This is a genomic window from Terasakiella brassicae, assembly GCF_014641495.1.
GTDB classification, from domain to species: Bacteria; Pseudomonadota; Alphaproteobacteria; order Rhodospirillales; family Terasakiellaceae; genus Terasakiella; species Terasakiella brassicae.
In genome coordinates this window covers 1-25,920 of the sequence record NZ_BMHV01000032.1, presented here as the reverse complement: position 1 = coordinate 25,920, position 25,920 = coordinate 1, and the positions used below count along the sequence as shown (strand labels likewise).

Annotated in this window: 25 protein-coding genes; 9 read left to right on the top strand and 16 right to left on the bottom strand. The window is 46.7% G+C overall.

What is annotated here, in order from left to right:
- Positions 1 to 113 precede the first annotated feature (113 nt).
- The 4 genes from IEW74_RS15600 to purB all read right to left on the bottom strand — a co-directional run bounded on the left by IEW74_RS15600 (position 114) and on the right by purB (position 4,324).
- On the bottom strand, positions 114 to 893 hold the full coding sequence (locus IEW74_RS15600) for an ATP-binding cassette domain-containing protein (RefSeq protein ID WP_188666856.1): 780 nt from the start codon (positions 891 to 893) through the stop codon (positions 114 to 116).
- The gene (locus tag IEW74_RS15595) at positions 890 to 1,597 is read right to left on the bottom strand and encodes an ABC transporter permease (RefSeq protein WP_188666854.1); all 708 of its coding nucleotides are present in this window, start codon (positions 1,595 to 1,597) and stop codon (positions 890 to 892) included. The genes IEW74_RS15600 and IEW74_RS15595 overlap by 4 nt, the downstream gene beginning before the upstream one ends.
- A gap of 69 nt (positions 1,598 to 1,666) precedes the next feature.
- A complete protein-coding gene (locus IEW74_RS15590; RefSeq protein WP_188666852.1) occupies positions 1,667 to 2,824 on the bottom strand; it encodes a phosphoserine transaminase in 1,158 nt (385 codons plus the stop codon).
- 111 nt (positions 2,825 to 2,935) lie between these two features.
- Entirely contained in the window at positions 2,936 to 4,324 is a 1,389-nt protein-coding gene (gene purB / locus IEW74_RS15585; RefSeq protein WP_188666850.1) for an adenylosuccinate lyase, read from the bottom strand.
- Positions 4,325 to 4,637: 313 nt separating this feature from the next.
- Between purB and IEW74_RS15580 the strand changes: the two genes are divergently transcribed.
- Positions 4,638 to 5,819 (top strand): tyrosine-type recombinase/integrase, encoded by a 1,182-nt coding sequence (locus IEW74_RS15580; RefSeq protein ID WP_188666848.1) that lies wholly within the window; start codon positions 4,638 to 4,640, stop codon positions 5,817 to 5,819.
- Here the strand turns inward: IEW74_RS15580 and IEW74_RS15575 are convergent.
- Entirely contained in the window at positions 5,809 to 7,203 is a 1,395-nt protein-coding gene (locus IEW74_RS15575) for a hypothetical protein (protein ID WP_188666847.1), read from the bottom strand. The genes IEW74_RS15580 and IEW74_RS15575 overlap by 11 nt on opposite strands.
- On the bottom strand, positions 7,196 to 8,665 hold the full coding sequence (locus IEW74_RS15570) for a hypothetical protein (protein ID WP_188666844.1): 1,470 nt from the start codon (positions 8,663 to 8,665) through the stop codon (positions 7,196 to 7,198). The genes IEW74_RS15575 and IEW74_RS15570 overlap by 8 nt, the downstream gene beginning before the upstream one ends.
- 106 nt (positions 8,666 to 8,771) lie before the next feature.
- On the opposite strand from IEW74_RS15570, the gene IEW74_RS15565 reads away from it, so the two are divergent.
- Positions 8,772 to 9,140, top strand: a complete 369-nt coding sequence (locus IEW74_RS15565; RefSeq protein ID WP_188666842.1) for a hypothetical protein — start codon at positions 8,772 to 8,774, stop codon at positions 9,138 to 9,140.
- A 118-nt stretch (positions 9,141 to 9,258) separates the two neighbouring features.
- Here the strand turns inward: IEW74_RS15565 and IEW74_RS15560 are convergent, their stop codons facing one another.
- Positions 9,259 to 9,771 carry a hypothetical protein gene (locus IEW74_RS15560; protein ID WP_188666840.1) on the bottom strand — a complete coding sequence of 171 codons (513 nt, stop codon included), beginning with the start codon at positions 9,769 to 9,771 and terminating at the stop codon, positions 9,259 to 9,261.
- A gap of 221 nt (positions 9,772 to 9,992) precedes the next feature.
- Between IEW74_RS15560 and IEW74_RS15555 the strand changes: the two genes are divergently transcribed.
- Entirely contained in the window at positions 9,993 to 10,277 is a 285-nt protein-coding gene (locus IEW74_RS15555; RefSeq protein ID WP_188666839.1) for a DUF6626 family protein, read from the top strand.
- Positions 10,278 to 10,461: 184 nt separating this feature from the next.
- Positions 10,462 to 10,908, top strand: coding sequence for a hypothetical protein (locus tag IEW74_RS15550; RefSeq protein ID WP_188666838.1), 447 nt, complete (start codon positions 10,462 to 10,464; stop codon positions 10,906 to 10,908).
- Here the strand turns inward: IEW74_RS15550 and IEW74_RS15545 are convergent.
- The gene (locus IEW74_RS15545) at positions 10,868 to 11,071 is read right to left on the bottom strand and encodes a hypothetical protein (RefSeq protein ID WP_188666837.1); all 204 of its coding nucleotides are present in this window, start codon (positions 11,069 to 11,071) and stop codon (positions 10,868 to 10,870) included. The two genes, IEW74_RS15550 and IEW74_RS15545, sit on opposite strands and share 41 nt — an antisense overlap.
- Positions 11,068 to 11,289: a helix-turn-helix transcriptional regulator gene (locus IEW74_RS15540; protein ID WP_188666836.1), complete on the bottom strand. Its 222-nt coding sequence runs from the start codon at positions 11,287 to 11,289 to the stop codon at positions 11,068 to 11,070. The genes IEW74_RS15545 and IEW74_RS15540 overlap by 4 nt, the downstream gene beginning before the upstream one ends.
- Positions 11,290 to 11,498: 209 nt before the next feature.
- Between IEW74_RS15540 and IEW74_RS15535 the strand changes: the two genes are divergently transcribed.
- Positions 11,499 to 12,416: a hypothetical protein gene (locus tag IEW74_RS15535; RefSeq protein WP_188666835.1), complete on the top strand. Its 918-nt coding sequence runs from the start codon at positions 11,499 to 11,501 to the stop codon at positions 12,414 to 12,416.
- A gap of 308 nt (positions 12,417 to 12,724) precedes the next feature.
- On the opposite strand, the gene IEW74_RS15530 is transcribed toward IEW74_RS15535, so the two are convergent.
- Together IEW74_RS15530 and IEW74_RS15525 are read right to left on the bottom strand one after the other, a co-directional pair.
- Positions 12,725 to 13,945, bottom strand: a complete 1,221-nt coding sequence (locus IEW74_RS15530; RefSeq protein ID WP_188666834.1) for an MFS transporter — start codon at positions 13,943 to 13,945, stop codon at positions 12,725 to 12,727.
- An 80-nt stretch (positions 13,946 to 14,025) separates the two neighbouring features.
- Positions 14,026 to 15,195, bottom strand: coding sequence for an NnrS family protein (locus IEW74_RS15525; protein ID WP_188666832.1), 1,170 nt, complete (start codon positions 15,193 to 15,195; stop codon positions 14,026 to 14,028).
- Between the two features lie 132 nt (positions 15,196 to 15,327).
- Here IEW74_RS15525 and IEW74_RS15520 point away from each other — a divergent pair, with 132 nt between their 5' ends.
- Positions 15,328 to 15,957 carry an MBL fold metallo-hydrolase gene (locus IEW74_RS15520; protein WP_188666830.1) on the top strand — a complete coding sequence of 210 codons (630 nt, stop codon included), beginning with the start codon at positions 15,328 to 15,330 and terminating at the stop codon, positions 15,955 to 15,957.
- Between the two features lie 12 nt (positions 15,958 to 15,969).
- Here IEW74_RS15520 and IEW74_RS15515 read toward each other — a convergent pair whose 3' ends face one another.
- Both IEW74_RS15515 and IEW74_RS15510 read right to left on the bottom strand, forming a co-directional pair.
- Positions 15,970 to 16,494 carry a class I SAM-dependent methyltransferase gene (locus IEW74_RS15515; protein ID WP_188666828.1) on the bottom strand — a complete coding sequence of 175 codons (525 nt, stop codon included), beginning with the start codon at positions 16,492 to 16,494 and terminating at the stop codon, positions 15,970 to 15,972.
- Positions 16,495 to 16,864: 370 nt separating this feature from the next.
- Positions 16,865 to 19,807 (bottom strand): HD domain-containing phosphohydrolase, encoded by a 2,943-nt coding sequence (locus IEW74_RS15510; RefSeq protein WP_229734388.1) that lies wholly within the window; start codon positions 19,805 to 19,807, stop codon positions 16,865 to 16,867.
- A 179-nt stretch (positions 19,808 to 19,986) separates the two neighbouring features.
- On the opposite strand from IEW74_RS15510, the gene asnB reads away from it, so the two are divergent.
- Entirely contained in the window at positions 19,987 to 21,894 is a 1,908-nt protein-coding gene (gene asnB / locus IEW74_RS15505) for an asparagine synthase (glutamine-hydrolyzing) (RefSeq protein WP_188666826.1), read from the top strand.
- A 22-nt stretch (positions 21,895 to 21,916) separates the two neighbouring features.
- Here asnB and IEW74_RS15500 read toward each other — a convergent pair whose 3' ends face one another.
- The 3 genes from IEW74_RS15500 to IEW74_RS15490 all read right to left on the bottom strand — a co-directional run bounded on the left by IEW74_RS15500 (position 21,917) and on the right by IEW74_RS15490 (position 24,465).
- Positions 21,917 to 23,254: an ATP-binding protein gene (locus IEW74_RS15500; RefSeq protein WP_188666824.1), complete on the bottom strand. Its 1,338-nt coding sequence runs from the start codon at positions 23,252 to 23,254 to the stop codon at positions 21,917 to 21,919.
- The gene (locus IEW74_RS15495; RefSeq protein WP_188666822.1) at positions 23,251 to 23,916 is read right to left on the bottom strand and encodes a response regulator; all 666 of its coding nucleotides are present in this window, start codon (positions 23,914 to 23,916) and stop codon (positions 23,251 to 23,253) included. The genes IEW74_RS15500 and IEW74_RS15495 overlap by 4 nt, the downstream gene beginning before the upstream one ends.
- A 72-nt stretch (positions 23,917 to 23,988) precedes the next feature.
- Entirely contained in the window at positions 23,989 to 24,465 is a 477-nt protein-coding gene (locus tag IEW74_RS15490) for a hypothetical protein (protein ID WP_188666820.1), read from the bottom strand.
- A gap of 240 nt (positions 24,466 to 24,705) precedes the next feature.
- Here IEW74_RS15490 and IEW74_RS15485 point away from each other — a divergent pair, with 240 nt between their 5' ends.
- On the top strand, positions 24,706 to 25,191 hold the full coding sequence (locus IEW74_RS15485; protein ID WP_188666818.1) for a hypothetical protein: 486 nt from the start codon (positions 24,706 to 24,708) through the stop codon (positions 25,189 to 25,191).
- Positions 25,192 to 25,763: 572 nt separating this feature from the next.
- Positions 25,764 to 25,920, top strand: a 157-nt coding sequence (locus IEW74_RS15480; protein ID WP_188666816.1) for a transposase, incomplete at its 3' end; no start/stop codon positions are given.

Below are 25,920 nucleotides of genomic sequence, written 5' to 3'. Positions count from 1 at the left end.
AAGTTGAACACCTGTGGGATGCCGTCAGGGATGCAATTGACAGCCTCAAACCTGACGAAATCAGAAACTATTTCAAAGCTGCGGGCTATGGACCTGAATAAGCGGGAAGTGCTCTAAATTCGGTCGCTCGGGATTTGCTCTATCCCGCCACCGGGATATAAATCTTTCTTTTTCTTCCACCACAACAATTCACCACGCACAAAAGCCTGCGCCAGATCATTTTTTGGCTGTTGGAAAAAGTCTTGCGCGCTCGCTTGTTCCAAAACACGCCCACGATGCAAAAACAACACGTCATTGCCTAGACGTTTGGCCTGTCCCAGATCATGCGTGCTCATCATAAGGGTCGTGCCTTCCTGTGCGATCAAGCGTGTAATTTCTTCAATCGCATGGGTCCCGCTTGGATCCAGACTGGCGGTTGGTTCATCCATGAACAAGACGTCCGGTTCCATCGCCCAGGCCCGCGCCAGTGCAAGGCGTTGCTGTTCCCCAAACGACAAAAGCCGCGCAGGATGATTTGCCAAACGCGCCAAGCCCACACGGCTTAGAAAATCAAACGCAATATCCCGGCGTAACGGCCGCGCAACCCCTTTGCATTTCAGGCCATAAGCAATATTGGCAAGGGCCGTTCTGCGTAACATAACGGGGCGCTGAAAAACCATGGCTTGTCGGATCATTTTTCCCTCTTGCCCTTCCCCCCATTGCACTGTCCCGGAATGGGGAACCAACAGGCCATGACACAAACGCATCAACAGGCTTTTACCCGCGCCGTTTGCCCCCAAGACCATCAAACGCGAACCAGCGGTCAAATCAAACGAAACGTCTTTGATCAATCGAATGCCACGGGCATCAAAACACAGGTTTTTGACCTGTAAAGGCACGTTTCTTTTGGTCATGCGCCCATCCTTTTTCGGGCAAATTCACCCAACATATATGCAATGGCATTCACCCCCAACGACAAGGTCAATAAGACAATCCCAAGTCCCAGCGCCAAAGCCAAATCACCTTTACTGACTTCCAGTGCAATCGCTGTCGTCATTACCCGCGTCACATGGTCGATATTACCCCCGACGATCATCACCGCCCCGACTTCTGCACTGGCCCGACCAAACCCGGCAAAGACAGCCGTCAACAGGCTAAACCGTCCATCCCATAACAAGGTCAAAACCACTTGCCCTGTGCTACATTGCAGGGAGGTTAATTGTTCGCGATACTCCCCCCACAAATCCTCTACGACCTGACGGGTTAATGCCGCAATAATCGGAGTGATTAAAATGACTTGGGCAATGATCATTGCCATTGGCGTAAACAGCAGGCCGAACACCCCCAGTGGTCCTGCGCGTGATAACGCCAGATAGACCAGCAAGCCGACAACGACAGGGGGCAATCCCATCAGGGCGTTCAGAACCACAACACAGGCCTTTTTCCCTGGGAAAGAGAGAAAGCCAACCAGCGCCCCCAATGGTAAACCGATCAGGGCAGCAATCAACACAGCCGTCAGACTGACACGTAATGACAACAGGACAATCCCGACCAGATTGTCATCTGCCCCATAGATCAAATCAAACGCTGCCGCAAAAGCTGCCCAGAATTCCGCCACGATCCCCCCTTGAGAGGCCAAAGAAAAAACCCATCGTACAATAAATCAGACGATGGGTTCTTTTTTATTTTAGGAATAGTGTGCAGCGACTTCCGCCAGCCCCCAATCCAGCCAAGGGGTCAAAAGCCGCAGATCATCCGCTTCCACCGTTGCCCCACACCAGATGCGCAGGCCCGCCGGGGCATCCTTGTAAGATCCGATATCGTAGGCCGCCCCTTCTTCATCCAACAAAGCCACCAGTTTCTTCGCAGCCTTTATCTTATCTTCATCGGACAAAGCTGCAAACCAGTCTGCCGTAATGGATAAACAGACCGATGTATTGGAACGTGTTGCCGGATCAACAGATAAAAAGGCCACGTTCTCATTACCGTCCACCCAGTCTTCCAATACTTTCAGATTGGCTTGGGAACGTTGGATCAAGGCATCCAGACCGCCAATTTCTTCGGCCCAACGCAAACCATCCAGCGCATCTTCCACACATAACATGGACGGTGTATTGATCGTTGCCCCTGTAAAGATGCCTTCCATCAATTTTCCATCTTTTGTCATACGAAAGATTTTTGGCAAAGGCCACGCCGGTTTATAGCTTTCCAAACGTTCCACCGCACGCGGTGACAGCACCAACATACCGTGTGCCCCCTCGCCGCCCATGACTTTCTGCCAGGAATAGGTCAAAACATCGATTTTATCCCACGGAATATCCATTGCAAAAACGGCTGAAGTTGCATCGCAGAAAGTCAAGCCAGCACGCTCATCCGCAATCCAGTCCCCATTAGGAACACGTACACCTGACGTCGTGCCATTCCATGTAAAGACAACATCGCGCGCGAAATCAACAGCATCCAGATCAGGCAGTTGCCCATAATCGGCACCAAAAACGCGCACATCTTCAAGACCCAGTTGGGTTTTGACATCCCCAACCCAGCCCTTACCGAAGCTTTCCCATTGCAGCATATCGACACCACGCGCACCCAACATGGACCAGAGCGCCATTTCCACCGCCCCCGTATCAGATGCTGGCACAATCCCGACACGATAATCAGACGGAATGTTTAACACAGCCTTGGTCCGGTCAATAACTTCCGCCAACTTATCTTTACCGATTTTGGCCCGATGCGATCGACCCAGCGCCGCCCCTTTCAACGCATCCAGCGTAAAGCCGGGACGTTTGGAACAGGGACCGGAAGAAAAATTGGGATTGGCAGGTTTCAATACAGGTTTGGTCATGGCTTTGCCTTAAAAGTAAAAAAGGGCCGTTCTCTCAATCCTTATGAGAGACCAGCCCTTGTTTATAGAGAAATCGAACCTTCGCCAAGACGAAGATTTCAATTTATCACATTACCCGAATACGCGATTGAAGATCACATCCACACGTTTGGTGTGATAAGAAATGGAATCTTCATCCAACAGGGTTTTGAGCTGTTCAACCGTCAAATGTTCCGTCAAGCCTTCGTCTTTGGACAGGAAGAAGAACAAGCGGTTGTCATATTCTTGCGCTTCTTTTTCCGTCGCATCCAGTTCGACCTGACCATCCGGGTTATCGGGATCAATGCCATAGGATTTCCAGACGCGCATGGCGTTACGTTGTACAATGCGGTAGCTGTCTTCGCGTGACACACCGTTTTGTGTCAGGAACAACAGAACACGCTGCGCATCATGGATGCCGCCGAAATTGTTCATGTGATCCAGCATATTTTGCGGATAAACAACCAATTTTTCAATGGTGCCTGCCAAGCGGCCCAACGCAAAATCAAGTGTCACGGTTGCATCCGGGCCGATCATCCGTTCAACAGAGGAATGCGAAATATCGCGTTCATGCCAAAGCGCCACGTTTTCCAAGGCCGGTGTGACCGCCATACGAACCGCACGCGCCAGACCTGTCAGGTTTTCTGTCAGGATCGGGTTACGTTTGTGTGGCATCGCACTGGAACCTTTTTGACCCGGTGCAAAATATTCCTGTGCTTCGCGAACTTCGGTGCGCTGCATGTGACGGATTTCAATGGCGATATTTTCCATCGAAGAAGCAATCATCCCCAGCACGCAGAAATAATTGGCATGACGATCACGTGGAATAACCTGCGTTGAAATCGGTTCTGGTGTCAGGCCCATTTGTTCTGCCACATATTCTTCAACACGCGGGTCAACGTTGGCAAATGTACCAACCGCACCGGAAATGGCACAAGTTGCAATTTCTTCACGCGCACGTACCAAACGTTCGCGGTTGCGGCTCATTTCCGCATAGAAACGGGCAAATTTCAGACCCATTGTCACAGGCTCGGCATGGATACCGTGTGAACGACCGATGCAGACCATATATTTTGTTTCTTCAGCGCGTGTTTTCAGCGCCGCCAGCAAACGGTCCAGATCTTTCAACAACAAATCTGCCGCCTGCATCATTTGAACACCAAGGCAGGTATCCAAAACATCGGAAGAAGTCATGCCCTGATGCACAAAGCGCGCTTCAGAACCAACATTTTCAGACAGTTCGGTCAAAAATGCGATGACGTCATGTTTGACTTCCATCTCGATCTCGTCGATACGCGCAATCCGTTCCGGCGTATATTCTTTCTGGCCTTTTTCCCAAATCACTTTGGATGTACCGGCGGGGATCACCCCCAATTCTTCCATCTTTGTGGCGGCGTGGGCTTCAATTTCAAACCAGATACGGAACTTGTTGGCGGGTTCCCAGATATCTGTCATTTCCTTGCGGGAATAGCGCGGGATCATATGATTAGTCTCCTTTAGACATGGCGGTTTTCGGCGGCTTTCGGCGATTCATCGCTAAAAATCGCCATCCTCAAGGTGTGTAAATGCGTGCATCAGCGTGTGAATGAGTTTGCCGTGTTGGGTGCGTATTGCTTGCTACTGAATACTCAGTTTAGAAGCGTCATACACATTCATAGTGAATCACTATGGAAAATCGGCGTATTTACTATGCAGATACGATTTACTGGGCTGGTTTTTAATGATTTTTCCGGTTTGGTCAATGTCTGATAGGGCTATGTCGATAAAAATATTATAAAACAGATGGATACACGACATGGCCCCACGCAAGAACAAATTGAAACTGACAAACGCAATCATTCCCCGCCTCGAATCTAGTTACACATGGGATACCGAAGTAAATCAATTCGGATGCCGTTACTTCCCAAAATCCGGCAAACGAACCTTTATCCTGAGATATCGTGGTATCAATCGTAAGCAGCGAGAGTTTCGTATCGGTGTGTTCCCGGCAATGAGTGTTACGACGGCTCGTGATACGGCCAAACGATTGATCGGTCAAATCATGCTGGGTAATGATCCTCAGCATCAGCGTAAATTGAAGATGCACCAAGCCATCACTTTCGCGGATGTTGTGGATGCGTATGTAATCTGGGCCTCACAGAACGCCAAGAAAAACTCGATTGGTGAGATCGACACCTTCACCCGCATTCACATTAAACCTCGGTTTGGTGACCAGTATATCTGCGATATGACCACCGGCCTTGTCCAACGTGTATATGATAAATCAATAACCAAGTTGTCGATCAGCTACACCAACAAAATGATTGATTGGGCACGCACCATCTGGAATTGGGGAAAAAAGCGTGAAATGGTTGAAGGTGAAAACCCATTTATCATTGTTCGGAAGAAGACCCGCCGCCGTCGCAAACGTATCCTGAAACCATCCGAGTTTTCTAACCTATGGCAGGCCATCGAAAACAATCGATACCGTGGCACCATCTGCAATGTGTCATTGAACGCCATTGAAATGTTCATTCTGACACCGCTCAGAAAAACCGAAATCTATCGCCTACGATGGATGAATGTCTGCGATCAAGAAAACATGATCCGCGTCACCGACCACAAAACCGATCACCTTGAACCTGATATAGAGTTGTTTATCACTGCACCACTGCGTGAGCTACTGGATGGAATGCCCCGGACCAGAACAGGATGGTTGTTCCCGTCACCAAAATCTGAAAGTGGGCACATCGAAGACATCGACAGTGCATGGAAAACCATCCGTAAGGAAGCTGGTATCTCCGATTGCACGATGCACGACATGAGACGCTCGTGGAACAGCATTGGAGCATCACTCGGCCACTCACCGGCTGAGATGGCTCAGGTTATCGGTAATAGCACCAAAGTGAACGAGGAACACTATTGGCATTTACTTGAAGATTACCGTCGTGAAATCAGCGAGAAGGTTGCTGATAAAATCGTTTCATTTAGGAAGTAAATATAGAGTTTGCCGCATGATGGGTGAATATCTTATATTCATCCATTATGATTTTTGCATTTGCATCATCTTCTTCTGTCCATGCTCGCATATCAAATGAGATTATGTCCTCAGATCGAAGACCACTGTCTCTGCTCGATTCAGTTGCAATGCCCACAATATAGTCAGCATGACTGTTAAGGTGTTTTGCGACATGGCAGTAGGCCGTCAAGCATGCTTGCCTTTCCTGCCGATAGATTTCTCTCGTATAGTTATCCAAAGGAAAACACAAATAAACGTAAAGAACCGCCGGATTACTTGACGGAAACATAAACCCGCTTCTTACGTTGGCTGGTGTGGTTTCGATCTTTTTCAAAAATGCTTCTGTAAGCATCACTCGGTGATGTCTTGGCTCTGCCGCCAGTAACCTTATATTTCTTTCGTGATAAGCAATGCCCCGATCATTTTCCTGTAATAAAGTCCCGGTCACAATATGCTCAGACACTATATCAAGGAGACTATCAAAGTATGCACTGGCTGATATTTTGGCCTGCCAATGCCGTCGGACATCACTATTATAATACGCTAACCATTCGCCTTCTGGAATATGCACATGCCCAAATCCTTTACGATCATACCCTTCTTCGAATGAGCCACCATTCAGGAGATAAAAACCGAGTAAATCTTCTTCGCTGCCTGCACTGACCATTGGCAGAGATTTAAACAATCCTTCTTTCGCCACCAGATATTCAACAAAATCTGTAATCGTATCCAACTCCGATAACAGAATGTCGATATTGGCTTCGTCAAACACATGAACAAATCCCTTCTCAGGAGCCACTTGCCCGACGGCGAAGGGATACCAATTTTCTGTAGCAGGATTTAGATGTTCATCACCATTCAGCCATGACAACTGCATTAAGCTGCCACTACTGCCGCCACCGAAATATTTTTCTGCTCGATTTTTCGCCCCTGATGCCACGACGATACGATGGATGACACATTCTTCTATTGGCGGAATATTCAGGGGAAATGGCACCTGACACTGCTTGTCCATAAAGATACGATCAGGATATTTCTTAATCCAACGTTCCGCACCGAAAACCTGATCCGCCGATTTCTTTATCGCTTTGCGATACCATCGGCACCAATCTTTTGCTGCATCTTCGGTATCATTGATGTCACAGTTTTTATCAGAGAAGATTAAGATATGATTGTCGAAGACAACCAGCAGATCACAAAGTTCTTTACCCTGATGATCATGCTTTGTAACACCCTTATCTGTGTATAAGTTTGGGTAATGCCACAGCCGCAAAAATGTTTCGGAACACAGTTTGGCAAGGTGCTGCTCTGATTTATTCAGGCCATCAGACTGGTGCCAATCCAAATTAGTCGACTCAGTCATCCGAAAGCTCCCCGGAGACTTTATCTGTTCCTTGATTGGTTTCACTGGTAGCAGTATCCCATATCACCATGAACGGCTTTACCAATCCCACAAACCAATTTTCGCCCGGTTCTGGCAGCGTATTTTCGAACCTTGAAACAGCCTGTTTTGGTAATGCTATCGACTTCTCATAATCCATGGCGACGAAGAATGCATAAGAGGAGTTTGCTCCAATCATTGCAAGTTCGCAGGCGTCATATGCAATATCCACATCTTTTACGAAAGTGAAGCCTCCACATCTTCGAACATGCCCTTCCAATCCATTTTCGACAGCATAAATGTCCTTCGTAATGGTGGAATATAGTTGGCTCCCCCAGTTTGCAATGAACAAAATCATAAAGAGAGCGATCAACGGTTTCTTGAAATACTTCTTAGCAATATCAGGACCAAAAAAACCGGATAATAGAAGGACATCACAGAACACAGCAGTAGACCACAGTGGTTCACCTATGATTACAGCCTGAACATTAAGCCCCAGAATGCTAATACCGATCAAGTAGGGGATAAAACGCATCTTATGTCTTTCGCGTTCAAGCTGCTCCTTAGAAGAACGTGATTGCCCACTAATCCACCAGAAGCCAATTACGATACTGATGACGGCACTGACAAATGACGTATGAACTTTTTCAATACTGACCGCTAAATAATCCGACACGGTAAACAAGTCAGAAACATTAAATCCAAAGTGGCTGTAGAAATAGTATGTGTAAACGTAACCACATGCGAGCATCAAAGAAGAAAAGATTGCCAGAACATATGTCATTTGTTCAGCATTCAACGATATTTTTATCGCATATCTGTCACCCAACTCAGAATCTTTCTTCTTAAGTTGAATCTTGTGTTTTTTCGTCTCCTGCTCAATACCCGCAGCATCAATCTCTACAGCATCAGGATCGATTTTCCGAGCTTCACCCATAAAACCCACTGCTAGTTCTTTTTCTAGCGTCCGCGAATAAATATAATGTTTCACCCTTAAAGACAGCAGGATCAAATCATTTAATTGACCTTCGTCGTTTACCTTATTGATAAGAGTGTCTACAGCATCCTTATGCTGTTCATAGCTGCTAACAATACCATCCACATAGTCTTTATAGTCGCCATCTAGGCCCATTACCCATAAAGACCTTATTCTGTCATCAAAAAAAGCAATATCCATTAAACGGTGGGCGGCTGACTTGACTATGACATCGAAATCTTCATCATGCCCTTGCTGACCTGTCCCTTCAATCGCGACTCTGATGCGAGCCTGACACAGATGAAATAACAGGCCATTCAATCTGGCTCCACGTTTGATTGCCGCTGAGTTCATCAACCGCAATATCTTCAACAAAAGATGTGCAACCCATTTTACCTTCCATGAAATATCCTTTCTCACGGATTTGTTTGCAGCAGTGGCTATCAATTCGTTGATTTTGTGGTTCACCCCAATAAACCTTTTTCAGATAACAATGAACACGATTATCCGGCATTTCTGTCACCCTGCAACCAATAAATACAGTGACATACCCACAGAGGGGAGAGACTGTCCAATGGAACAAAAATTACTGTATATCGTGCCAGTGAAGGTGACGGCGAAGTTGCCTGTCGATTATCAGCCCTGTGAGTTATTCAGGCCCACCGTGGAAGTTGCTCGCCATAAGCTGGAACATATTTCAGTTACATTTAAGAACCCGACGAAGGTGACCATTTCCGGCACCGTCATTACTTCTGCATCCAATCTTGATGATGCGATCTTTGATATTGTTGATAACGGTTGGTGCCGTCTGCACCACGGTGCTATTTCTATTCTGTTGAATGATGTTACCGTTGACTTAGATGATGGTGTTGTATTGACCGTTGATGTTGATACTGGTGAAGTTGTGAAGAAGCCTGTGTCGTCTCTGTCTGCGTTATTGTAGGTATTATTATCCTTTAGCGTGGTCACTTGATACACTGGGAAAAAAATACAGATATATCGGATGACCGGTTGGCAAAGATACTTACTTCCGCCCGGCACATCCGAATTGTAAAATCAAACTACGCTGATGCCTCCTCCGACTGACCATCGCTCAGCCATGACGTTTTTAGGCACAAAGCATCAGTGTTCCAATCTGTGACCTTCTTGGTCATGTAGGCATGCCACGCTGCTGCTGTGGTTGATGATGTTGTGATGGGAGAAAACTCATATGCTGAGGTCGGTTGCATCACGTTAAACGTCATCTTCTGAAACCATGTCTTCTCTAACAACCCCAGCATACCTGTAACCGTCGTATAGTCGGGGTTAGCATATGGATGAGTTGAGACCTTCACCATTGCGTGACAATGATAGTTATCCTGATTTGCACCGGCTTCGATGCAACAGACACGCTGGATACGATACGGGCGTGTCTGTCTCTTTGACAGGTTTCCAAACTTCTCACCATCGGCTACATTCCAGAAGTGCTTCAAGTGGCCCTCTACGGCTTCTCGCACCGCTGCAATCTTTGGCGGGAAGGTCAGGGTGACTGCAATACCTTCACCCCAGTCGAGGCTACCAAACCAGTCACGCATAGCGTTTCTCATTCGATGTGTTTCCATGTTCCTCCTTTCAGAATGTTTTGGGTTAATGGGATTGGTGAAAATGATGGAGGATACCGTGGCAATACTATGATCCTTCTCCTGAGTTGCGGCAGCGTCATTGCTACCTGTGTGGCTATTTATGATGAAACGGTGATCGTGAATCCGATGCGATAAATACAGGTGTAGCTCCCGCGTTTTTTGAGGACATCACCATGGTCACCGTTGAAGAAATATTTACTGTGTTAAAGAACCAGAACCTGATCGACACTCTGGCTGAGTTTAGTCGCTGGTGCGGTCGGAAAAGAAGCTGGGCCAGTGTCTCTATGTCACGGGGTATGAGTATGCCGCTGGATGCCATGGTGAGCGTCTACTGCCATCTTCTGGCTATGCGTGACGCAAGTCACGATGACCGACTTCAAGTCTTATTAGCCGATACGTGGGGACACATCTGTTCCGCCGTCAACCAACGAGATTATTACCTGCTTTACGATTCTTAAGATTACGCTACTTAACCCACCAAGAGATTTCTGGTCGCAGTGATTTTATGAACGTCCAACATGCATATGACTACTCACATCATTCTCAATACATCGGTGCATGACAGTTGGTTACAACTATGCACCCCGTTTGACTTTCGCCAGTAGGTCTGTAGCATCTGATGTAATTTCACAGGATGCTTACATGATTGATTTGACCTTCTCTGATCGAAGTAAACCAACCTTCACCAAACCACGTTCCAACCCTGTTGAACTTTTCCGAGCCGCATTGCAGCAGCAAATTAAAGCTGCTCAGGCAGCACAAGATGGCACCGCATTAAACAAGCCACAAAAACGTTTCCGTGATGGTCAATATATTGAAGAAAAACGGCCGGTGCGTGTCTGGTGGTGGGCTGACGATGGTCTTTTCTACATCACGCTTCGGTATTCCAGTCAGCCCGTCCGCATCCGGGGTCACCAGAGCATCAAATGTGAATCGCTGGCGAAAGTTGAGACCGCACTGCAAATCGTCATTGATGCCCTGAACAATGGTGACACGGATGTGTTGGAGGCACTTGAAGATGCCTACCAACGCACGCGATGGTCAAAAATCAGCAAAACTCCTCCTGATACTCGTGCAGCCAATCATTGAGATTAGCCATAATTTCATCAAGGATCGTATCGTGGAAGGTATCCATAAAATCGATGATGGTTTCTTTTGTCCAATGAGGACGGGCAGCATGCACATCACTCTCAAATAGTGCCGCGATGCTGTATTCTTCTGTTTGGCCTGTGGCCGTGCGTTCTGTGGTCATAATTCCACTCCTTGATAATATTCGTATGTTGATTGATGACGATGAGACATCAAATGATCTTCGATGTCTTCGTGGCGATAACGAATATTCGACCCCAAACGAATGAAGTGTGGGCCGCACCCATCATATCTCCACCGTCGCAAGGTTGATTGATCAACACCAAACATGTCTGCAACCTGCCCCTCAGTTAATAGATTGATTTTCTTTGCTGTGCTCATTTCTGCACCTCTAAAGTTAATTGCGATGAGAACAGGAAACATATTCTTCTGGTGAATCGCTACTTAATCACATCCACCTCCACACCAACGTTTTTGCGACTTTCAGGTAACAATCAACATAATCCCCACCATTACAGGGGTGGATTTCGCAGTTTCATAAAATTGACAGGGGTGTATAACTTTTTGGGAATTACGGAATTGGTGCTCTGATGGACGATCAAAAAATCAAAATTACTATCGGCATTGTGCCGGGGCGAGTTGAAGAAGACCTCGTTATTGTTTCCGGCACAACTGTAGCAAAGGCATTGCAAATTGCTCAGTTTAGTGATGTTACTCCGGGCCAATACAGTGTTCGCGTTGATCGGAACCCTGCTTCTTTACAGACCGCCCTTATCGAAGATTGCTCCGTAATCTTATCACCCAGTGCATATGGTGAGGCTTGCTCTTATAGCCCAACTGAAACGGTTCTGGTTTACTTCAACGGGCTTCACGGCGTTAGAAAACGCAAGCAGGAAGTTGACAGATTTCTTCTACAATTAAACGCACCGCAAGAACGCATAGTTAAGATTATAGAAACTGACCCCCGCAACCGTTCCTGCTTTTTGGATCATGTCTCAAAGATAGATACATCCGACCTGTTGTTGGTTGTTTATGAAATGAAAGACATTCTTCACCCGGCAGTTCGACCATTAGCATTGAAGGTTAAGCCATTTGTTGTATCCGAGTTTGATGGAATGCCATCGTCATTCGGAAACGAAGATGCCTTCTGGCACTTCGTAAAAGTATGGGATTTGTTGAAAGTTTACGAGAAATCAAAACGCCCCAAAAGAAAATTAAGTAACCCAAATCTCAAAGACCAAACGGCTGCTCAACACGAAGATATGGATTTATGGCATCGTGTAAAAATAATCATGCAAGAACCAAGCATCGAAGACGGCAAATGGCTTGAGAATGATAACCTGATTGCATTTGAACTGGGCAAACGATACAGCATCATCATTACCGGTTCCCGCTTTAATGAACGAATGAATCGTTTAGACAAGAACGAAGACGGGAGTCGTCGCGGTTTCATTAAGAAATTGACTGGCTGGAAAAAACGAAACAAGAAAAAAAATAAAGAGGCTTGAAAGCGTATTCCCGCTCAATAAAGTGCATGAAAATGCACCATGTTGCGTGCTTGGTGTTTGCCGCAACAAAACACAGCATCATTTACTGCATTGTATTATCACACAAAATGACCACTTGACCCACATGACGCGGGATCATGGCACTCTCTTTTCAAACGATGTTGCAACACGGAAAAACTTGCGCGGTTTATGGCAGAAAAGAGTCATTTTTGGAAGGGGGATTGTGACTCTTTTCCATTTCCACTGCCTCAGGCACCCCAAATCGCGCCAACGATCCAGCGGACAGTTTTTCGAAATTACGCTACCTATCAAGTCCCCTTACGCGGCAGAATAAACCAAACGTAAGACACAACCTGCAAAGACAAAAACATCCCGAAAGCTGCCTGATAGGCCACCGGGTCATAACCACCACTTGCCGTGATTTCCCACAGATTGATGACCTGCCCGCTGAGAGACTGCAAAATAAAAATGGTAATGAAAACCATCAGGTTAATCGCCGTATTGACCCGCCCAGCCAAATGCGTAGGGAAATGTTGCGACAAAACCGCATATTGCAGAATACCGGAGGTGCCGAAAAAGCCGAAACAAATCCAGATCCAGTGCCAATCGACCGCCCATTCCATAATGATCCCGATTTGACAGAGGATAAAAAAGAACATCCCTGTTCCTGCAACATAAATCGTTTTGATGCCCAGCCGTCCCAATCGTTCACTCAGTGCCCCGAGCCCCAGAAAACCGGCAACCATTGCCGCAGCGACCCAAAACAAACTGCCTGCGACATCCCCACGGTTTAAGCCACCAATATCATGGTGCCACGGTCCCGCCCACAGGCTTTGAACGGAAATAAAACTGGCCTGTGACATCATGGTGATGGGGGCGATCCGCCAGAAAAACCGACTGGTGAAAACCTCTTTCACACCGTTCATCTGTTCGGAAATTGTCGTTTTATGTTCCGGGCGCTTGGTCGGGGGAACCAGCAGATAAACAAATAACGCACAAATCAGCGTCAAGGCCGCCAAGCCCCAAAACCCACCTCGCCAGCCAATTTCCTGAACCACCAGTTCGGTCGGGGCGGTGCCAGCCAATGCCCCCATGCCACCGGCTGCCATGATAAAACCATTGACCAAAGGCAGCTTGCCCGCATCGTAAAAAACGGTAAACGCCTTGAAAGAGGCCATCAAACAAGCTGAAACACCAAAACCGATCAAAGCCCGACCTGCAATAAGACTGCTACTGTCTTCAGCCATCGCAAACACCACGGCCCCGAGGGCCGCAAAGATCAAAAGGGCCGCTTCGACCTGACGGGGGCCATATTTGTCCAGTAACACCCCTAATGGAATCTGAAACGCGGCAAAAGTTAGAAAATAAGACGCCGTCAACAGCCCTAAAATATCCGCGCCCAAACCCAGATCCGCAATCAAATCCGGTGCAATCACCGCATTGACCACTCGATACAGGTAGGACAGAAAATAACCGAAGGCGAAGGGGATAAACACCCGAAACACCATTGCAGTTGGGCTGTGTGACATTGTTTTCTCCTGAAACGAATTTCGAAGAACTATGCCCACAACCCATCAAAGTTGCAATCGCAAGAAATACTTAAACAGTTTTATCCCGGTAGACCATCAATGCGCGGACGGATCAGAATCGGGGCGTAAACAGCGGCGAACAGACCATAACCGATCACCCACAACAAGCCGGACGCAATCACCCAGTTTGAATTCAATTCAATGACCCGAACAAAGGTTGCCGCCGTCACAATCAGATATGCCGCAACCGTCAAACCGGAGGCTTTTAACGGACGACCGGAATGGCCCAATGCCGCGCGCGAAGCAACCGCCAAAATCAACATACCGATCCCGCCTGTTGTCAAAGCGTGCAAGGCTTGGTTGGCATTAAGATAATCGGTCAAATGAGCCACACCCGTCAGGGCAAATCCAATCGGTAACCAGACATAAGCGGCGTGTAGAACCCATACAATCGGGTTATCCAGCGTTTTAAGGGAATGCCAGCGCGCCATGCGATAAATCAGAACGATTGCCGTCACACTTGCAATCACGCCCTTGATCACATCCGGGGCCTCAAACAGCGTGGATAACGCCAGTAACAGCACTAAAACAACCGTTGCAAGATGCGTCCATTGCGGGGTGGTACACGTAATATTGGTTTGCAATTTCATGCGCAGCGCGTTTTGTGTAAAGGCGGGAATGACGCGCGCACTGATCAACGATGCAATCGCGATAATCATATAAACGCCCGCACGCGCCGCATTTGCCGTATCCCAAAAATGCCACGCCACATTCGCCAGACACCACAATACAAGAACAAGCGGGACAATAAAGTTACGCTTGTTCTGCGCACCGACAATACGGCTGGCAATTTCATAAGACAGCATCGGCAGATACAGTAAATCCAGCCACGCCAGATAGACCAAAGCTTCGTTCATTTCTGCGGCAAGAATACCGACACGACCCAATAGCCAGAAGATCGCCATAATGACAACAGGTCGTCCGACAAAATTCTTGCTGGATGTCCATTTGGGGACAGCTGCCATCAAGAAACCACCAATGGCCGCACTGGCAAAGCCAAAGACCATCTCGTGCCCATGCCATGTCAGGCTCAGGTCAATCATTCCCATATAGCCCAACACCCAAGCGAGCAAAAAGGCAACGCCGCTGAGGGCTGTAAACAGGAAAAAAACGCGGTGACCGGATGAAAACAGAACCGGACCATTGTAGGGCTGAACGGGTTCACCGATATCCAAAAAAACGCGGGCCATGACTTCCTTCATAAAACTGAGTATTCTAGTTGGTTATTACCTTTTTTATAATCGTAGTGCGTTGACTTTCGTCAACCTGACACCCATACTGTGCAACGTTTCTCAATATTTTCCAGACAAAAAGTAAACGCCATGAAAGCCAAGATTATCCCCGTCACCGCCTTTGCGCAAAATTGTTCCTTAATCTGGTGCGAGGATACGATGAAAGGCTGCCTTGTTGATCCCGGCGGGGATATTGACAAGTTAATGCATGAAGTCAAAGAAGAAGGCATCACCCTTGAAAAAATCCTTTGTACACACGGGCACCTTGATCATGTCGGCGGCGTTGCAGAAATTTCAGCCAAAGAAAATCTGCCGATCGAAGGCCCGCATAAGGATGATCTTTTCTGGATCGAAGGTTTACCGGAACAAACCGTTCAATTTGGCTTTCCCCCGACCGAAAGCTTCACCCCGACACGTTGGTTAAACGATGGTGACACCGTTACTTTCGGTCATGTCACCCTCGACGTTTTACACTGTCCTGGGCATACACCGGGCCATGTTGTCTTTTTTGAAAAGAAAAGCCGGGTTGCCATTGTGGGCGATGTCTTGTTTCAAGGATCCATTGGCCGTACTGATTTCCCCAAAGGCAATCACGAAGACCTGATCCATGCCATTAAAACCAAGCTGTTCCCGCTAGGCGATGATGTGGTCTTTATCCCCGGTCACGGCCCCTTGTCTACCATCGGTGATGAAAAACGCAGCAACCCGTTTTTGCGTTAATCAATCCGGCCTTTATAAAAGGAAATTCGCCGTATCGCGACTTTTGACAGCACACAGGCGTTGAATAACTTTGTCCCCATCCTGACCTTGTTCAAAGGCAACGATGTTCAGTCCGCCTTTTTGGGCGACCTCAAGCAATTCATCAGGGCGCAGAAGAAAATCCGGATTGCGCGGGCGACCGAATTTTTCATTGCCCAGAGCAAACGTTTCGTACAACAGCACGCCACCTTGTTTCAAGCTGGGGGCCAGAAAAGGCAAATGGGGGCGATAAAGATAGTTTGTAACGACAATTGCACTGAATTGCTCTTCCTGAAAGGGCCAGTCACGTCCATCTTCCAGATCACATTGTAAAATTTCAGCCGTTTCAACAACGCTTAAGTCGCTCAACCCGTCAACATTCTGGTCAACAAACAGCACTTTATGCCCGTGATTCAGAAAAAAACGCCCGTGACGGCCTTTACCGCAGGCCAAATCCAAAACGACACCGTCTGACGGCACACAGGAGGAAAACCGATCAATCCAAGGTGAGACGGTCATAACATACACTTCAAATTGCAGCCTTCAACGATGAAAGCCAAGCACTGGAAAGCCCATAAAACCGGAAGATATCTTGCGTGAAAGCTCGGGCTTCGATTGCACTTTATCCTCAATCTCAGACGTAGCACTCATAGCCCCAGGCGTCTCCGCCTGATCATCGCACTCATCCATCATGTCCCATACCATTTGGGGGTCCATTTCGCTCTCCTAGACGTTATATCCTCTTGCGATATTTTTTTATGCGTCTTTTTTATGGACTAAATTAGTAAGGGAAGTTTTTTGGCATTGCAACATTTTTGTAAAAATTACAACTTAAAAATGAAATAATGTTACAAGGGCGTATTGGCTAAAAACTCAGGAAAACAGGGCATCAGGAAAGATATTGCGAAATATCCACTTCATCGATTTGCTCAGGCAGCAAGAAACGTTCCGCATATTCCTTATAGACACCCGATCTCAGGAAAAGGTCAAAGACTTCCCCATCGATATGCTCGTCTTTCTTAAAGAAGCTGAGGATTTTCACGGCTTCTGACAGGGTTTTCGCTTTTTTATAGGGTCGATCCGATGCTGTCAAAGCCTCAAAAATATCAGCCAACGCCATGATACGTGCAGGAATCGACAGATCTTCTGCACTTAAACCACGTGGATAGCCTGTTCCGATCATGGTTTCATGGTGGGTTCCTGCATATTCAGGAATGCGTTTCATATGGGCCGGGAAAGGTAGGTTTTCCAACATCGCAATCGTTTGCATCACATGTTCGGTAATTTTGAAGCGTTCTTCTTCCGTCAAGGTTCCGCGCGCAATGCTCAGGTTATAGATCTCACCCCGGTTATATAAATATTGCGGGATCGGAGTTTTAAATTCCAAAGCCTCGTACTGTTGTCTGATATCGCGTTCGCGCTCAATCAAATGATAGGGTTTATCTTCCAGCAATTTCTCTTTTGCCGGTGCCTCCGGCAGTTCTGCATATAAGGGTTCTTCCTGATGGGACAGGCCCAATTTGATATCAAAATTACGCACCCAGGTTTCTTCCGCAATTGATTTTAATCGTGCCAGTTTTTCGTCCGCCATAAATTCACCACCCACGTTGCATTCTGCAACAAAGGCGTAGTCGTCAATCAACTTGGCTTTGCGTTTTTCCAGTGTGGCTTTTAATTCATCCGGTTCACCACCATCCAGAATCCCTTGGTAATAGGCCAGCTCCGCATCGCGCAATAAAATTTCAAAACGTGTTCTGATTTCGTGAATTCGGTTGTAAATCGTTTCCAGCTTGGTTGCTTTATCCACCACATATTCCGGCGTAATCACCTTGCCACAATCATGCAGCCATGCCCCGATGGAAAATTCGCGCCATTCCTCTTCTGTTTTAAACTGAAAATTGGCAAGAACGCCGTCATTACTCTCACAGGCCTTGCGAGCCAGCATGGTTGCCAATTCAGGGACGCGTTCACAATGTCCGCCCGTATAGGGGCTTTTCGCATCAATCGCACCGGCAATCAACTGGATCATCGAATCCATTAGATTTTCCTGAGCTTCCAATAATTCACGATTATAAAGAATGGTTGCGGCTTGCGCGGCCAAGGCTTCGACAAAGCGTTGGATTTCTGCACTGAACGCAATGATCTCGCCCTTTTCATTCTGCGCATTGAGAATTTGCAGCGCACCGATGACATCTCCGCCGCGTGGTTTCAAAGGAACCGTCAGGAAAGATTGAGAACGATAACCGTTCATATCATCAAAGGTCTTGGTCCCTGAAAAATCAAAATCCTCGTTATTATATGCATCAACGATATTCACAGACACTGATGCGTGAACCGTATGGCTTACGACATTCTTATGATTTTCCTCTCCCGCCTCATTAAACAAGGCGACAGGATTAAACGATGGTTTTACACCGCTGGTGCCACCCATCACAACGTTAAGGGTATCATTGCGCAAGATCTTAAAGCTCAACGCCTGATCTTCAATTTTATACAATGTCCCGCCATCGGCATTGGCAAGTTCCTTGGCACCAAGCAGCACCATTTCCATTACTTTTTCCGTATCGCGTTCTGCCGACATAGCAATACCCAACTCGACCAGTCTATTCAGTTTCTCCTGACTGGTCGCTAAATCCTGCGTCTTAAGCGCAAGGGAGCAGCGCATTTCATCAAATGTATTTTCCAGCTCGTAAAACTCAATAATATGCGATGGTTTTCTGGATTTTGTTCTAAATTCAAGATGTTCAATCTGTTTTGCATCTTCAGCCAACTGCGAAACACGCCGGGTTAAACGGGCGCTGAAAACATATATGATCGGAATAAACAGGATAATACACAAAATGCTGGCATTCAGAACGCGGCGTTCCATCGTAATAAAACTTTGCCGAAAATCGTCCAGCGGGGCTGCAACCGCAATATTAAACTGCGCCCCATACTTGCTGAGCTTTTCGACGCTTTTAAAATAATCCTCTGCTTGTGCTTTTGTTTTTTCAAGGATGACATCGACAGCCGGATCATCAATACGTGTCAAGTCCCCTAAATGATGGATACTTTCAAATCCCTTGGGAAAAGCGACAATGCGATTTTTATTGTCGTAAATCCACGTTGTTCCATTTTCAGAAACATATTGGTTGGATACGAACTCGCTGAGTTCCGTTAGGGTCAGATCGACACCGACAACGCCATGTTCGTTTACCATGCGCCTTGAGGCTGTAATCCCCGGCGTTTTAAACGAATTATAGACATAAACATCCGATAAATGCGGGTCACTATTTTCAATCGCATTGATAAACCAGGGGCGTTCGCGCGGATCATAATTCGGATTGACTTCTTCGCGTTGGGAAATCACGTTTTTCTGCGCATCCAGAAATGACCAGTTTTGCAAACGCTCTCCCTCTTTTGAATAAATCGTGCGTACGATCCAGACCGTATTTTCCGGGGCTTTGTGACTTGCAATCACGGCTTCACGCCCTCGTGTCGCAATCACTTGTAAAAAGGATCCATCCAACTGCCCGAAATAAACCGAATAAATGGTTTTGCGTTGTTCTAAAACACTAAAGTACAAGGGCAGGATACGAGCGTTCAATCCATCACCGAAAACGGCCTCATCGGATTTTTGACTGGCCAATAACGAGGCATTCGCAACCGATTGATCCAGCAAATTGACAATCTGATTCTCAACATTATTTGAAACGGCCGTGAACAAGTTCCCCGCCACTTCTTTTGCCGTCCGGGTCCCTAAAACCCAAATGCTGAATAACGTGGCGATAGAGAGCGAACAAATCACCGCTAGACTTACAAGTGTCAGACTTAACTTAAAACGAACGCGCACAGTGCCCCTCCTACGCAACAACCTGTTGCACTATACGGGAGGTGGCGCTCACGACAAACTAAAAATAATACATTTGCAGCACACGCGCCCAAGCGAATGTCATATCCTTGGTAGCATCTTCAGATAAAAGCGTATATCACTGTCTTATCACTTCAAAAAACAAGGGGTTAAGCTTACTCATGTGTGGTTTGGTCGGTTTCTTTTCACCCAATAACAACAAATTTAACCAAGAGGATCAACACCGTATCCTCACAGAAATGACCACCCAAATCACATCCCGTGGACCCGACGATCATGGTCTATGGTGCGATTCGGAACATGGGATTGCATTAGGATTTCGCCGGCTTTCCATTCAAGATTTGTCCCAAGCTGGGCATCAGCCCATGACATCCGCCTGCGGACGTTACATCATGGTGTTTAATGGTGAGATTTATAATTTCCAAGACCTGCGCCAAGACCTGAACCAAGTTGAAAAAATCACATGGCGCGGACATTGCGATAGCGAAGTTATTCTCGCCCTTGTCAGTCGTCTGGGAATTGAAGCCGCTTTGGGCAAACTCAGCGGTATGTTTGCCATTGCCCTTTGGGACAAACAGGAAAAATCGCTTACCCTTGCGCGCGATCGTATGGGCGAAAAACCGCTTTATTTCGGGCAGGAAAGCGGAACCTTCTTCTTTACCTCAGAAGTCAAAGCCCTTTACCCCCATCCTGATTTTAGTGCCACAATCAATGACGGTGCGGTTGCCACCTATCTGCGTTTTGCCTACGTCCCCGATCCGTTATCCATTTTTAAAAACATAAGCAAACTGGAACCGGGTCATTGCGTGCGTATCGAGTCTTCTGGGCAGGTGATAAATAAATCCTTCTGGTCGCCGCGCGATATGTTTGTTCACGCACGAAGCACCCCGTTTCAGGGCAGTCGCGACGAGGCCGCAAACGAATTAAACGACCGCCTGCTTTCTGGTATCAAACAACGCATTGTCGCCGATGTTCCCCTTGGCGCTTTTTTATCCGGCGGGATCGATAGTTCCACCGTTGTCGCCTTGATGAAGGCCGTTGCCCCGGATCGGGTGCGCAGTTTCGCCATCGGATTTGACAATCCCCGTTTTGATGAAAGCCCGCATGCCGAAGCCGTTGCCCACCATTTAAATACCGAGCACACCACGTTTAAAATGAGTGAGCGCGATTGTCTCGACGTGATCCCGGATTTACAGGATGTCTATGACGAACCCTTTGCCGATCCTTCACAGGTACCGACAACCCTGCTCTGTCGCCTTGCCCGCCAACATGTCACCGTCAGTATGGCAGGCGATGGCGGGGATGAATTATTTGGTGGTTATGGTCGATACTGGGACGCCAGTGCCCATTGGCGCAAAGTCCACAATCTGCCCGCATGGCGCAAAGCGTTAAACAAAAAAATATTGATGGGTTTATCCGCCAGCCCCTCCCGGCTTGCCCGCAACGTGCGCAAGAAATTCAACCGCTTACATCACGACAACGCCGCACAATATTACGCCAATCACATGAGCCGCTGGCGCGTGGATGAGGGGCTTTATCCCCCCGAACGCCTCAGCCCGAATATTTATGATGATGATCTTGCCTTAAACGATGACATCTCTCTTGAACGGGCCTTGATGCATCGTGATACCCAAGCCTATCTGCCCAGCAACCTTTTGGTTAAAACGGATCGGGCCAGCATGTCTTGCGGACTGGAAATTCGTGCCCCACTTCTGGATCATAATTTAATCGAATTTATCTGGTCCCTGCCCGATGCCTACACCGTGGATGATCATAAAAAAGGGATTTTACGCGATGTTCTTTATCGGTATGTCCCGCAAGACATTGTTGATCGTCCCAAACAAGGGTTTGAACCCCCCTTGATCGATTGGCTGCGTGAGCCCCTCAAGGACTGGGCAGACGATCTTCTCAGCGCGGATCGCATCAAAAACTCGCCCTATTATAACGCCAAAGTCGTCATGGCCCGTTGGCAAGATCATCGCAGCGGCAAACGCGCGTGGACCTATCCTTTATGGACCGTTCTCATGCTGGAAGCCTGGCTCGACAAACATCAAAAACGACGTGGATAGAGACGACCAAAAGCGGGCCAATCTAAGAAGAAAAAGCGACGACAAGACAAAGACCCTGCCCCGTTGGGTTATCTGTTAAATGGACCGATGCGCCATGCATTTCTGCAATTCTTAAAACAATTGATAAACCTAAGCCACAACCATTTTCACCGCTGCCTTCAATACGATAAAATCTGTCAAACACACGTTTTCGACGCTCTTCAGGGATACCCGGCCCCGTGTCCAATATGCGTAAATTGATACATTCGTCAGATTTTTCGATACTTACATCTACTGTCCCACCCTCTGGTGTATAACAAATTGCATTATTGAGAATATTTCGGACTAAAATCATTAAAAGATCAGCATTGCCTACGACAATCGCTTCTTCATCTGTTCTCTTTGAAAAACCCAAGTCGATATTCTTCTCCATTGAATGTGTATTTTCACTCAGGACAGCTTGAATAACGACATCACTCAGATTGACTTTTTCCTGAGCTCCAAAGATGTTTTGATGATCAAGTCTGGCTAAAACCAATAACTGTTCAATAAGCCGCACAGCGCGATCTGTACCTTCCTTGATACGATCAAGCGCATCCATCCTCTCTTTTTCATTGCGCGCTTGTTGTGCGACTTGCGTATGAGTTCGAATAGCTGCAAGGGGGGTGCGCAGTTCATGGGACGCATCAGCCGTAAATCGGCGTTCTTTCTCAAGTAGCTTTCCTATTTTGGAAAAAAGACCGTTCAGGGCTTCAATCAACGGCATAATCTCTGAAGGAACATTCCTTGTATTTAACGGTGCCAGATCATCCGCCGACCGCTTCATCACATTTTTCGTAACGACTTTTAAAGGTGCCACCCCCCAAGATACAGATAGCCAAATCAAGATCGCCAACAAAGGGATGGCAAACCATACGGGGTGAAATAAATGGGTCGCGACATTTTTTGCGAAGGTCGATCGAAAATCGTATCGTTGGCCAACCTCGACATGGACACCATGATGATTTTCTATACCGTAAAAGCGCCAGTTTTCATTTTCGATGACTTTATTAGAAAAACCTTTTTGCCAAGAATCCGTTGTAATACGCGGCATGTTTGGTGAGGCAACAAGCAAATGTTTGTCAGCCGTCCATACACGATATGCAATCATTTGCGCATGGTTCGTTGGAAGCTCAAATACGGTTTTGGCCCTCACCTCACCGGTTTCCAATTCAGCCATCAAAACAAGTATTAATTCCGCCGCCTGAACTAAGCTGGCGTCCAGCATCTGATCTATTTGTTTTTTTGTGTCAAAATATGAAAAGAGTGCTGTCGCTAACCATGCACATACGACACTTCCGGCAAGAATAAAAAATAATCTTTGGCGCAAGGATCGTCTCATGGGTCTTCCTTTGGGATCATGTAGCCAACACCGCGTATCGTTTTAATCAGTTCTGGATACAGCTTTCGTCTTATGTGATGGATATAAACCTCAATGGTATTGCTTTCGATTTCTTCCCCCCAACCGTAGAGTTTTTCTTCCAATTGATTTTTGGAAAGAACACGCCCTGTATTCAACATTAATTCCTGCAAAGTGACAAACTCCCGGTCAGAAAGAGTGACCGGCTTATCGTCTAGTGTCACTGTTCGGCTGGATATCATCAAAGCCACCCGGTTATGGTACAGGGTTGAATCCGATATCCCGTTAGCTCTGCGTACTAACGCCCGTAATCTCGCTTGCAATTCTGCAAGATCAAATGGCTTAATTAAATAATCATCCGCCCCTGCATCCAGTCCTGCAACACGGTCTTCTATCGCATCACGTGCAGTTAAAATTAAGACAGGCATGCTATTGTCTGACTTTCTCATATGCCGCAATAAAGTAAGGCCATCCACCTTAGGCAAACCAAGATCAAGTACGACAGCGTCATACGTTGTTCCTCTTATCACGGTTTCAGCATCTTCCCCGTCTTGCACCCAATCGAGAGCAAAACCACCTTGTGATAGTCCGGTTACGATCCCTTGCCCCAACAAAATATCGTCTTCAATAAGAAGTATGCGCATACATTTTCCCTGCATCCTGTCGAAACGCTCTCAAGCTGTTGTGAATTTAACATCCTGAGAGCGTGCATGGTTTTATTTGCCCAAGGGCGCCCAATTGGAATCTTCAAAGTACTTGCCGTAAGCATTGTAGACTTTAACGACCTTTACTGCACCTGCCCGTTCATTTTTTCCAGTTTCCATTTCGCTGACACCCTCGAAAATCGGGTTCAAAATGATGTGAAGTTGCTCATCCTCTGCTTCAGGAAGATTACAATTTTCAACCATGTAATCGATTTGTGTCTGAATTTCATTTGCCAGCTTCTTATATTCATCTGAAGGTAGGCGGTTCTCATGGATCTCTCCCAGTCGGGTATTGATAGAAGTCCGAATTGCCCCCATACTTTTGCGTAAGTGTTTATCACCTTTCCATTTTTGCCCTGCGTTCAGCTTGGCCTCAACCATTGTCTGTTCACCATGTGAATGATGATCGGCTGCAAAACTTAAATTTGTGACACCAAAAAACAAACCAGCTGCTAAAAGGGCTGAAGCGATCTTCGTTTTCGTAAACATTGGGTAAATCCTCATTTTCTTTTCCTGTAGGGAAATTTCGTTCCAAAAAGAAAATGGCTTTCTTACCTTAAACGCACCTTAAGAGGCATTATCTGCTTTTATTGGATAGAAACCTGAATTCAAAAATGGCTTCCGTTTAAATTAAGAAAAGCTCATAAAAATATTGCGAATAATTCTCAAAAGTGATTTGTTAAGCGAGATCATCCCTACCCTATCCCCATACTCAGGAACTGTTGAACGATGGACTTTGATACCTTGACACTCGCACGCGGACTGCATGTTCTGTCTGTTGTTTTCTGGATCGGTGGTGTGGCGATGGTCACGACTGTTTTGTTACCGGCTGTGCGTAAAATGAAACAGCCGGACGAACGAATTATGTTCTTTGAAACCGTGGAACGCCGCTTTGCCCTGCAAGCCCGCCTGACAACTCTTCTGACCGGGCTCAGCGGTTTTTACATGCTTTATAAAATGGATGGCTGGTCGCTTTTTTCGACCCCCGGATATTGGTGGCTACATGCCATGACCGGGGTATGGGCGGTCTTTACCTTGATCCTTTTTGTGCTGGAACCCCTTGTTTTACATAAGCTGTTTCACACTCAAGCCCAGAAAAACCCGGACCGCACCTTTCGCATCATACAAATCATGCATTGGGTACTTCTGACCGTAAGTGTCATTACCATTGCCGGGGCCGTTCTTGGCGCACATGGCCTGTTGTTTACCGATTGAGCCTCCAAACTTTATGTCTGAAGGACAGAATGAAAGTCCTGAAAGATAATTTCGAGTATACCCATTATTGCGATAATTCGGCAACTGTACCCCTCTAAACCAAGATTCAAGGATGAATCGGGTATTTCCTATAAATGCGAAAAGATTGTCTTCCCCCCCCCTTTTTCACGTCACTGTCCAAAGCCACAAATCTGATTCTAACAGGCTATTTTTCCAAATTTCTGTTTCTTGTTTTTTCCATAAATGAATATTTAGCGCTTACATTTCAATGCATAGATGCGAAAACCATTTTCAAGCTTGAAACCCGCAAAAAATAACTGAATAATAGAAAAATACCGACGCATTTTTGCGCACTTTAAGGGAACGGCAATTCTCCTTGTGCACCTTTTTAATACAGGTGAGTTTTGTCAAGACGCATCCCTCTTTCTTACGGAAATCATATTACGGGCTATCATCCTGTCTATCCAGGCCATGGTATGATTGCATTCGAAAGCCTTCTAGGGCCTGTTGACAATTAAGGGATTCCCAAACGTTCCAATTTATGATTCAAGAGTCCTTTTGGGATTTTTAGAATGAATACGGATCGTTTTGTCATTAGTGACCATATTTGGGAACAGATTGAACCTGTTCTCTCTGGAAAATCAAGTGACTGTGGCGTTACAGGCAAAGACAATCGCCTGTTTTTAGAAGCTGTGCTCTGGCGTGTTCGCACAGGAACGCCTTGGCGTG

What these genes read in the sequence shown, in the direction of transcription:
- IEW74_RS15600 (WP_188666856.1), bottom strand. Translation starts at nt 893, where the DNA reads ATGACCAAAAGAAACGTGCCTTTACAGGTCAAAAACCTGTGTTTTGAT.
- IEW74_RS15590 (WP_188666852.1), bottom strand. Translation starts at nt 2,824, where the DNA reads ATGACCAAACCTGTATTGAAACCTGCCAATCCCAATTTTTCTTCCGGT.
- purB (WP_188666850.1), bottom strand. Translation starts at nt 4,324, where the DNA reads ATGATCCCGCGCTATTCCCGCAAGGAAATGACAGATATCTGGGAACCC.
- IEW74_RS15580 (WP_188666848.1), top strand. Translation starts at nt 4,638, where the DNA reads ATGGCCCCACGCAAGAACAAATTGAAACTGACAAACGCAATCATTCCC.
- IEW74_RS15575 (WP_188666847.1), bottom strand. Translation starts at nt 7,203, where the DNA reads ATGACTGAGTCGACTAATTTGGATTGGCACCAGTCTGATGGCCTGAAT.
- IEW74_RS15565 (WP_188666842.1), top strand. Translation starts at nt 8,772, where the DNA reads ATGGAACAAAAATTACTGTATATCGTGCCAGTGAAGGTGACGGCGAAG.
- IEW74_RS15560 (WP_188666840.1), bottom strand. Translation starts at nt 9,771, where the DNA reads ATGCGTGACTGGTTTGGTAGCCTCGACTGGGGTGAAGGTATTGCAGTC.
- IEW74_RS15555 (WP_188666839.1), top strand. Translation starts at nt 9,993, where the DNA reads ATGGTCACCGTTGAAGAAATATTTACTGTGTTAAAGAACCAGAACCTG.
- IEW74_RS15550 (WP_188666838.1), top strand. Translation starts at nt 10,462, where the DNA reads ATGATTGATTTGACCTTCTCTGATCGAAGTAAACCAACCTTCACCAAA.
- IEW74_RS15545 (WP_188666837.1), bottom strand. Translation starts at nt 11,071, where the DNA reads ATGACCACAGAACGCACGGCCACAGGCCAAACAGAAGAATACAGCATC.
- IEW74_RS15540 (WP_188666836.1), bottom strand. Translation starts at nt 11,289, where the DNA reads ATGAGCACAGCAAAGAAAATCAATCTATTAACTGAGGGGCAGGTTGCA.
- IEW74_RS15535 (WP_188666835.1), top strand. Translation starts at nt 11,499, where the DNA reads ATGGACGATCAAAAAATCAAAATTACTATCGGCATTGTGCCGGGGCGA.
- IEW74_RS15530 (WP_188666834.1), bottom strand. Translation starts at nt 13,945, where the DNA reads ATGTCACACAGCCCAACTGCAATGGTGTTTCGGGTGTTTATCCCCTTC.
- IEW74_RS15525 (WP_188666832.1), bottom strand. Translation starts at nt 15,195, where the DNA reads ATGGCCCGCGTTTTTTTGGATATCGGTGAACCCGTTCAGCCCTACAAT.
- IEW74_RS15520 (WP_188666830.1), top strand. Translation starts at nt 15,328, where the DNA reads ATGAAAGCCAAGATTATCCCCGTCACCGCCTTTGCGCAAAATTGTTCC.
- IEW74_RS15515 (WP_188666828.1), bottom strand. Translation starts at nt 16,494, where the DNA reads ATGACCGTCTCACCTTGGATTGATCGGTTTTCCTCCTGTGTGCCGTCA.
- asnB (WP_188666826.1), top strand. Translation starts at nt 19,987, where the DNA reads ATGTGTGGTTTGGTCGGTTTCTTTTCACCCAATAACAACAAATTTAAC.
- IEW74_RS15500 (WP_188666824.1), bottom strand. Translation starts at nt 23,254, where the DNA reads ATGAGACGATCCTTGCGCCAAAGATTATTTTTTATTCTTGCCGGAAGT.
- IEW74_RS15495 (WP_188666822.1), bottom strand. Translation starts at nt 23,916, where the DNA reads ATGCGCATACTTCTTATTGAAGACGATATTTTGTTGGGGCAAGGGATC.
- IEW74_RS15490 (WP_188666820.1), bottom strand. Translation starts at nt 24,465, where the DNA reads ATGTTTACGAAAACGAAGATCGCTTCAGCCCTTTTAGCAGCTGGTTTG.
- IEW74_RS15485 (WP_188666818.1), top strand. Translation starts at nt 24,706, where the DNA reads ATGGACTTTGATACCTTGACACTCGCACGCGGACTGCATGTTCTGTCT.